The sequence below is a fragment of the Nitrosomonas sp. Nm34 genome, assembly GCF_900113925.1.
GTDB lineage: Bacteria > Pseudomonadota > Gammaproteobacteria > Burkholderiales > Nitrosomonadaceae > Nitrosomonas.
Window position 1 is genome coordinate 44,239 of record NZ_FORD01000023.1, and the last position, 8,036, is coordinate 52,274.

The window sequence follows — 8,036 nt, forward strand, 5'->3', positions numbered from 1 at the left end:
AATCTCACTCTACTTACTGTAACGTTGCAATATATTCAGCTACAGCTTTTATTTGCTGAGCACTCATGCGTAGTACGACTTTTTGCATGGAATGATTGATATCATTAGTACGACCTCCACGATAAAATGCATCTAATTGAGAAATGGTATAGGTTGGGTGCTGGCCTGCGAGTTTTGGATAATGAGGAGGGATACCTGCTCCGTTAGGGGAATGACAGCTGGAACAAGCTGGCACATTATTTTCTAAATTACCGCCGTCATATATTCTTTTACCGACTTCTAGTAATGATTCATCACTATTACTCGTCGTTGCAGGCGTGGTTTTTTGTTGGGCATAGTAAGCGGCGATATTCTGCATATCATCTGCAGAGAGTGCTGCCACCATAGAAGCCATCACCTGACTATCGCGTTTTGCAGGTGAATCACCTTCTACCTTGAAATCCATTAATTGCTTGGCGATATACTCCGGATGCTGGCCAGCAAGAGTGGGGTTGTTTGGGATAACGCTATTGCCATCGGCGTTATGGCAGCCAGCGCAAACACCCGTAGCAATTTCTTTGCCTTTTTCAGAATCACCATGAATGCTAGGTGTATCGGCTAAAATTTGATTTGAAAATATAAATGCAAAAATGACAGCAGTATTTTTAATGACTTTCATATTTTGAAGAATTGATGATTTTAAGGTTTTCATAAAAAGAAAAGAGCCAAATTAACTTCGCATTCTAACAAGGTTTACTCATAGCAGTAAACGGTTATAGCTGATAATCCATCAGAATAAAAATATTTTTTACTTATATCTGCGCTGGTTAAAAGAAATTTTCGAATATTGTATTGTTTAGATAGGATTGAATTAAAAAGAGCGCATGACACAAAAGATAAAGATATCCAAAAAATAAAATTGTTATCTTCAGGAGTAGCGTGCAAAATATAACTATATTTGGTATCGATTTGCATCGTATCAGAGCAAATATTATATAAATAAAGTAATGTGAGATTTAAAGGTAATTAATGAGTTGCTGAATTTAATATAGGGTACCTCTAAAAATTTTCAGCGTTCTAAACAAGACAAGGCGAGCAAAGAAAAACATTGGCGCAGCCTCCTATAACTGATAGCTAAGGAAGAAGAAACATTCTTTGAACTACGAAGTATTGTGACGAAACAAGTAAGCAGAGCATCCTCCAAAGCGAATGCTCGCAAATATGAGTTTCAGAAGTGCTCTATACTTTACTGACCTAAGCTAAGCAGTATAGTCCGTGACATAGTACTATTTCATCCAGCATATTACGTGAGCAGTTGGTAGCAATGCAATAGATCGAGAAAATAAAAAGTAAAGGTATTTGTATTTCAAGCGTAAATGTAAATATTAGCAAGTTAAAATTTGAGCTAGTAAAATTCATCATTTTTAATCACCCGAAAACGAAAGAAGTGGAAGAGAAAACCCATACCCTTATTCAGCAATTTTTGATAGTGAGTACCAAAATGGATGACCTAATGGCAACAACAAGCTCTAAAATATAAGAAATGTAGAATTTTATTATGTAATAGTTGGATTATTGAGAAATATTGTGACGGTTCAGATAAAAACCCCTGAGGAAATTGAAAAAATGCGGATAGCCGGTAGATTGGCGTCCGAGGTTCTTGACTACATTACCCCTTATGTTGTTACAGGCAGAACAACTGGCGAACTTGATAAGCTTTGCCATGACTATATGGTTAATGTCCAAAAAACTATACCTGCCCCCCTTCATTATGCTCCCCCTGGATACAGCCCTTTTCCAAAATCAATCTGTACTTCAATTAACCACCAGGTTTGTCATGGCATTCCAGGAGATAAAAAATTGAAAGAGGGAGATATCGTCAATATTGATGTGACGGTAATCTATAATGGATATCATGGGGATACCAGTCGCATGTATTATGTTGGGCAGCCTTCGATACAAGCAAAGCGCTTATGTGAGGTGACTTTTGAATCGATGTGGCGAGGAATAGAAGAAATCAGACCTGGTAAACATTTAGGTGATATTGGTTATGCCATTCAACGCATGGCTGAAGGTGCAGGTTATAGCGTAGTAAGAGAATTTTGTGGTCATGGTATTGGTGCAAAATTTCATGAAGATCCCCAGGTTCTTCATTATGGGCGTCGCGGTGCAGGTTTGATGCTTGAGGCCGGCATGATTTTTACCGTTGAACCTATGATCAATGCGGGGAAAGCTGCTATTCGCGCGCTACCAGATGGGTGGACGGTGATAACGAAAGATCGCAGCTTATCAGCCCAATGGGAACATACAGTATTAGTTACTGAGAATAGTTATGAAATATTAACAGTATCAACAGGTTCTCCGCCAAAACCGACTTCTTATCGTTTTGCTACCTGAATATCTTGCTCTAATATTTCAGATGAAAATTTTTGATAACGGATTCCAATAATGTTGCGTCATAACAATCGCGCTGCTAGCCAAATTCGCCCAGTCAGGATTACACGTCGTTATACCAAGTATGCTGAAGGAGCCGTTCTCATTGAATGTGGTGATACCAGAGTTATATGTACGGCAAGTGTAGCCGGCAAAGTCCCTCCCTTTCTTAAGGGAACAGGGCAGGGATGGTTAACTGCTGAGTATGGTATGTTACCCTGCTCAACGAATGAGCGCATGCAGCGAGAGGCTGCAAAAGGAAAACAATCCGGGCGCACCATGGAAATTCAACGCTTGATAGGACGAGCATTACGCTCAATCATTAATTTGCAAACTTTAGGAGAACTAACCATTCAGATTGATTGTGATGTCATCCAGGCCGATGGAGGAACGAGGACGGCAAGTATCACGGGTGCATTTGTCGCATTATACGATGCAATCGAATCTCTGCTGACACAGCGCTTGATCGTGAGTAATCCAATACGGGATCATGTTGCAGCTATTTCAGTGGGCATACATGATGGTTCACCTTTGATAGATCTGGATTATTCTGAAGATTCTACTTGCGATACTGATATGAATGTTGTAATGACAGGAAGTCTTGGTTTGGTGGAAATACAAGGAACCGCCGAAGGTGCAGCATTTACCCGGAAAGAGTTGGATGCTATGTTAGACTTGGCTCAGCAGGGAATACAAGAGCTGATTGCCTTGCAAAAAGAAGTACTCGCAGCAGATAATTAAAACATGCAAGAGCTTATCATTGCAAGTAGTAACTCAGGCAAGTTGAGAGAAATACAACAATTACTAGCACCACTTGGAATCGAGGCCATAGCGCAATCAAATTTGGCAGTAACTGAAATCGAAGAGCCTTATGGCACTTTTGTTGAGAATGCGCTTGCCAAAGCACGTCACGCTAGCCGAGTGACTGGTTTACCTGCGCTTGCCGATGATTCTGGTATTTGTATCAATATTCTGGGTGGTGCGCCCGGTGTATTTTCGGCCCGCTATGCAGGGGAGCCTAAGTCAGACGAGCGTAACAACCAGAAACTAATTGGTATATTGAGAAATCAACCCGATCGCAGTGCCTATTACTACTGTATTATCGTGTTGGTAAGGCACGCTAACGATCCACAGCCCATTATTGTCGATGGTAGCTGGCATGGTGAGATCATGCTGGAACCTCGGGGGACAGGGGGGTTTGGATATGATCCGTATTTTTTCTTACCTGAATTGAATAAAACTGCGGCACAGCTTCCAATGGAGCAGAAGAACCAGATCAGTCATCGTGGAAAAGCACTCAAGAAGTTAAGCGAGTTTCTTGCGACGACTAAACGCTGATTATTTTTTTATCGAAAACGGGTATGTGATTGATCATGGCAACGGCTATTTCCGTATCATCTATATTTAGTACGCACTCGCCCAAGCTGTCAGCTTTACCGACGTTGAGTCTTTATATTCACATACCATGGTGCGTAAAAAAATGCCCGTATTGTGATTTTAATTCGCATGAAATTGGTAAAAAGGGGAGTTCATTGCTGGAAGATGAGTATGTCTCGGCGCTTATCCGTGATTTGGAAATGGCGTTACCTCAAATCTGGGGACGACCTGTCACTAGCGTATTCCTGGGGGGGGGAACGCCTAGTTTGTTAAGTGCTCAGGCAGTGGACAAACTGCTTACCCATGTCAGAATGCTTTTGCCATTAGAGCTTTCTGCTGAAATTACGCTGGAAGCCAACCCTGGCACATTCGAGGCCCAAAAGTTTGCAGATTTCCGTGCTGCGGGGATCAATCGCCTATCCATCGGCATTCAAAGTTTCAATCCCAGACACTTGCAAGCATTAGGGCGAATACATGGTGATAAGGAAGCGCATCATGCAATCGAAATTGCATTAAAAAATTTTGATAACGTGAACCTAGATCTGATGTACGCATTACCAGATCAAACCCTGGAAGAAGCCAGTCATGATATTGCGCTTGCATGTGCCTCAGGGGTTCCGCACATTTCAGCTTACCATCTGACCTTGGAGCCAAATACCTTATTTTATCGCTTTCCGCCTTCGTTGCCAGATGATGATCTCGCTGCTGAGATGCAATTGATGATTGAACAGACAGTATCCAGTTGGGGTTATGCCAACTACGAGATTTCGGCATTCGCCAAACCTAATTATCAATCATGTCACAATTTGAATTACTGGCAATTTGGCGATTATTTGGGGATCGGTGCGGGGGCGCACAGTAAAATCAGCTTCCAGCATAAGATAATACGACAAATGCGCTATAAGCAACCCAAGCAGTATCTTGCAAAGCTCTTAACGAAAGACAGCGTGGGTGATCCGATACAATCTGAACACGAAATTCAGGCGGAAGACCGTGTATTTGAATTCATGATGAATGCGCTTCGTTTAACTAGTGGCTTTCAGGTCGATAGCTTGCAGGCGCGGACGGGCATGCCTATTACCACTATTCAACAACAACTGGAAGAAGCAGAGCAGCGTAATTTGATCAGCTGGGATCATTATCGCATCATGCCAACGCTAACAGGTAGACGTTTTTTAAACGATTTACTGCAGATTTTTTTAAAGTGTAAAGAATAGAAACCACAACCAAGCTACTCTCGGCTATGGCTGGAGTGGAGTACTCGGTACAATTGCTTTAAATACGGGAAATAATGCACTTCAATGGAGTGGCGCGGGTGTCGGATAAATTGTTGTTCTAAACATTTACCTTCAATGGATGCTTGTTCACGCCAGTTAATTGGAAGTTGTATTTTGTTAGCAATCAGTCGGGCAGCCAGCCTGGCCTGGATCTCAGCAAGCGGCCAGATACACCCTTGAGGTTGTATCAATCCGATAAAAATCAGAGTGGAGTGCTCTGGATGAAACATGCGAAGATAAAGCGGAATACGGGTGACATCTTCCCAGTTAATGAAAGAGGAATCAAAAAAAGGAAAACTAATCTTATAACCTGTGGCAGCGATAATGACGTCGTATCCAGCAGCAGAACCATCCTCAAAAAATACGGTTTGGCCTGAAATTTCTTTAATCCCCTGACGAGGATGTACTTTCCCATGCCGTATTTTGTCTAATAGTTCAGAGTTGATGGTGGGGTGAGCTCTAGTTGGTAGAAAATCTGGCTCGGGTAATTGGTAATCACAGTAGCGTCCAATCTGGAGACGTAGAGAAATTTTCTGTAACTTATCACGGATGCTTTGGGGCAACCATTGAAGCGAAGCAGCGAAAGCATCGGTAGGTTGCCCCATAACAAACTTAGGAATAATATACTGTGGAGAACGGAGACTGATATCCACTCGCGCAGCAACACGGCTGGTTTCAACAGCACAATCACAGCCAGAATTGCCCGCACCCACTACCAATACTTGTTTGCCTTCGAACCCCTGATTAGACTTGTAATCATGGCTATGCTGATATTCTCCCGTAAAGTCACTTTTCCAAGCAGGGTGACGTGGTGCCGAATGGTGGCCATTAGCGATCAATAGATAATCAAAATCTGCCCAGGTACCATCGCTCAGAAACAGTCGCCAGCCTTCTTTTTCGGTTTTTTCTACCTGTAGCACCGCAGTATTAAAGCGGATATATTTCTCCAGTTGAAAATGCTTGGTATAGGCTTGAAAATATGCCAGTACCTGCTGATGACTTGGATAATCAGGATACTCATCAGGCATGGGGAAGTCGCTGAACTGCGACATTGATTTGCTAGAAATAATATGCGTTGTTTCGCAAATACTGCTATGACTCTTGTTGGCCGTAAAAACCCAATTGCCACCAATCTGGTCATTTTTCTCGAAGCAAGTAATGTCTTCCAGGCCAGCTTCAACCAAATTTTTTATGGTAGTAAGGCCTGAACAGCCTGCGCCGATTATCGCGATTCTCATAGACAATTAGTGGTAGTATGAGCGTAACCTGGAAGAAAGGCTACAATTGTTTACAGTAAATAAATAGGTAAATTAACGACTATCAACGCATCCGATTCTCCTCTGATCGGATCATTAGAAGATCTGGCAGCTTGACCAAACACAGCATTGGAATTCGACCCATCATGTAGAATGTTATCAAGTTCGTCGCTCACCATCATTTATCTATTTTTAAAGGAAGAAAACTGCCGGCGGTTTCTTCATACTCCAGCAGCACAATTAAACATTTTCAACCAGCGCAATACGGTCTGAAAAAAATAGCCCTGCCGGAGGGTCCAGAAGTACTGTGAAATACGGCATCAAAAATGCTGAAAAGTTGAGCAACCTGTTTTACTCAATATCATCGAATAGTATTTATGGCTGTGCTATCGACGATAGCATTTATCTTATCCAGTGCTTCTCTACCTAACAGCATTGGTGTTGAGAAATGGGAACGATCAATAAGATTGACCATGATATTGTAAAGTTTTCCATCAAAATAGATGGGCATTTTTACCATTGGGCGTAAATTATATTTTTTCGATATTTCCTTGTTTGCACGATTCTTGATTTTGACAATTCGCGTAACGGGTAAATCATATTCTGGTGTTTCCTTGATATCGGGATGAGAAACCTTAAATTTCACATAGTCTTTACCATTTTTTTTGTATATATAAATATCTTTTGCAGAAAGCGAAGAGGTCACAGCGCCTGTATCTAATTTAGCAGCTAATGGAATTTCATCAGGGTAGAGGACAACAGGCTCGATATAGCCATAAACAAACTTATCCCTAGTTGGAGATAGAAAGGCAATCAACCCGAATAAAAATAGCATTAAACTCAACGGAATAAGAATATAAAAGCTATTGATCAGTCTTGGTATTTTCATAAATGATAATCACCCCATAACTCAATATTTGATGATAATTTTATCGATACCTTATTTTTAAATTAACATTTCTAAAACAAAATCACAACTGTATAGGATTGCTAAAGGTTTAAAAGACTAGTTAATGCGTGTTGTATGTCAATGGTATGTCTGCATTAACCAGACAATGTAGCCCATTAAGACCAGACAAAGAGTGAAAGCAGAAAAAGCAATTTGGCGATATTTTTTGATCAGTCGCTTCTGGGGATAAACAGATATGATAAAAGGTCGCTGTGAGATATGATGTGGTTCCCTGTAACTGGACAACCTGAAAGAAAGTTAAGCTCTGACATGTATAGTTAATCGAGTTCAGGCAACCCGATCAATTCCTGGATCATTATAGTAGATTTCATGAGGCGTAAGACTGTCAAGGCTTTGATGAAATCGTTCTTGATGGTACCATTCAAACCATGTGGATAAATTCTGCTTTATCTCCTTCAGATTATTGAATTCTCGGGTATATAAAAGCTCATATTTAACTGTCCGCCAAAGCCGTTCAATAAAAATATTGTCATAGTAGCAACCCTTGCCATCCATGCTGATCTGAATAGGATGATCTTTTAGTATGGAGGTAAATGCTTCGCTGGTGAACTGTATGCCCTGGTCGGTATTCATGATCTGTGGACAGCCATAATCCTGAATGGCTGCCTCCAGCGCCTGAGTACAAAAATCAGTATCCAGGGTATTGGATAAGCGCCAGCTCAACACCTTACGCGAATACCAGTCGATGATGGCAACCAGATAGCCAAAGCCCTTCTCCATGGGGACATAGGTTATGTCGGTAGC

Annotated in this window: 7 protein-coding genes and 1 pseudogene; 4 read left to right on the forward strand and 4 right to left on the reverse strand. The window is 41.4% G+C overall.

The annotated features are described in order from the left end of the window. Positions 1 to 13 precede the first annotated feature (13 nt). Entirely contained in the window at positions 14 to 691 is a 678-nt protein-coding gene (locus BM283_RS10430) for a c-type cytochrome (protein ID WP_254776325.1), read from the reverse strand. Positions 692 to 1,566: 875 nt separating this feature from the next. On the opposite strand from BM283_RS10430, the gene map reads away from it, so the two are divergent. Genes map through hemW form a run of 4 tightly spaced genes read left to right on the forward strand, consistent with a single transcriptional unit; the run spans position 1,567 to position 5,006 of the window. Continuing rightward, positions 1,567 to 2,376: a type I methionyl aminopeptidase gene (map, locus tag BM283_RS10435; protein ID WP_090692792.1), complete on the forward strand. Its 810-nt coding sequence runs from the start codon at positions 1,567 to 1,569 to the stop codon at positions 2,374 to 2,376. A gap of 51 nt (positions 2,377 to 2,427) precedes the next feature. Beyond that, on the forward strand, positions 2,428 to 3,153 hold the full coding sequence (rph, locus tag BM283_RS10440; protein ID WP_090692795.1) for a ribonuclease PH: 726 nt from the start codon (positions 2,428 to 2,430) through the stop codon (positions 3,151 to 3,153). 3 nt (positions 3,154 to 3,156) lie between these two features. Continuing rightward, complete coding sequence (rdgB, locus tag BM283_RS10445) at positions 3,157 to 3,750, forward strand: RdgB/HAM1 family non-canonical purine NTP pyrophosphatase (RefSeq protein WP_090692797.1); 594 nt, start codon at positions 3,157 to 3,159, stop codon at positions 3,748 to 3,750. Between the two features lie 35 nt (positions 3,751 to 3,785). After that, positions 3,786 to 5,006, forward strand: a complete 1,221-nt coding sequence (hemW, locus tag BM283_RS10450; RefSeq protein ID WP_090692799.1) for a radical SAM family heme chaperone HemW — start codon at positions 3,786 to 3,788, stop codon at positions 5,004 to 5,006. A 14-nt stretch (positions 5,007 to 5,020) separates the two neighbouring features. Here the strand turns inward: hemW and BM283_RS10455 are convergent, their stop codons facing one another. The 3 genes and pseudogenes from BM283_RS10455 to BM283_RS10465 all read right to left on the reverse strand — a co-directional run. Then, complete coding sequence (locus BM283_RS10455; RefSeq protein ID WP_090692802.1) at positions 5,021 to 6,304, reverse strand: flavin-containing monooxygenase; 1,284 nt, start codon at positions 6,302 to 6,304, stop codon at positions 5,021 to 5,023. Between the two features lie 379 nt (positions 6,305 to 6,683). Next, on the reverse strand, positions 6,684 to 7,211 hold the full coding sequence (locus tag BM283_RS10460) for an ATP-dependent zinc protease family protein (RefSeq protein ID WP_090692804.1): 528 nt from the start codon (positions 7,209 to 7,211) through the stop codon (positions 6,684 to 6,686). Between the two features lie 381 nt (positions 7,212 to 7,592). After that, positions 7,593 to 8,036, reverse strand: a pseudogene (locus BM283_RS10465) (IS3 family transposase); the annotation flags it as partial.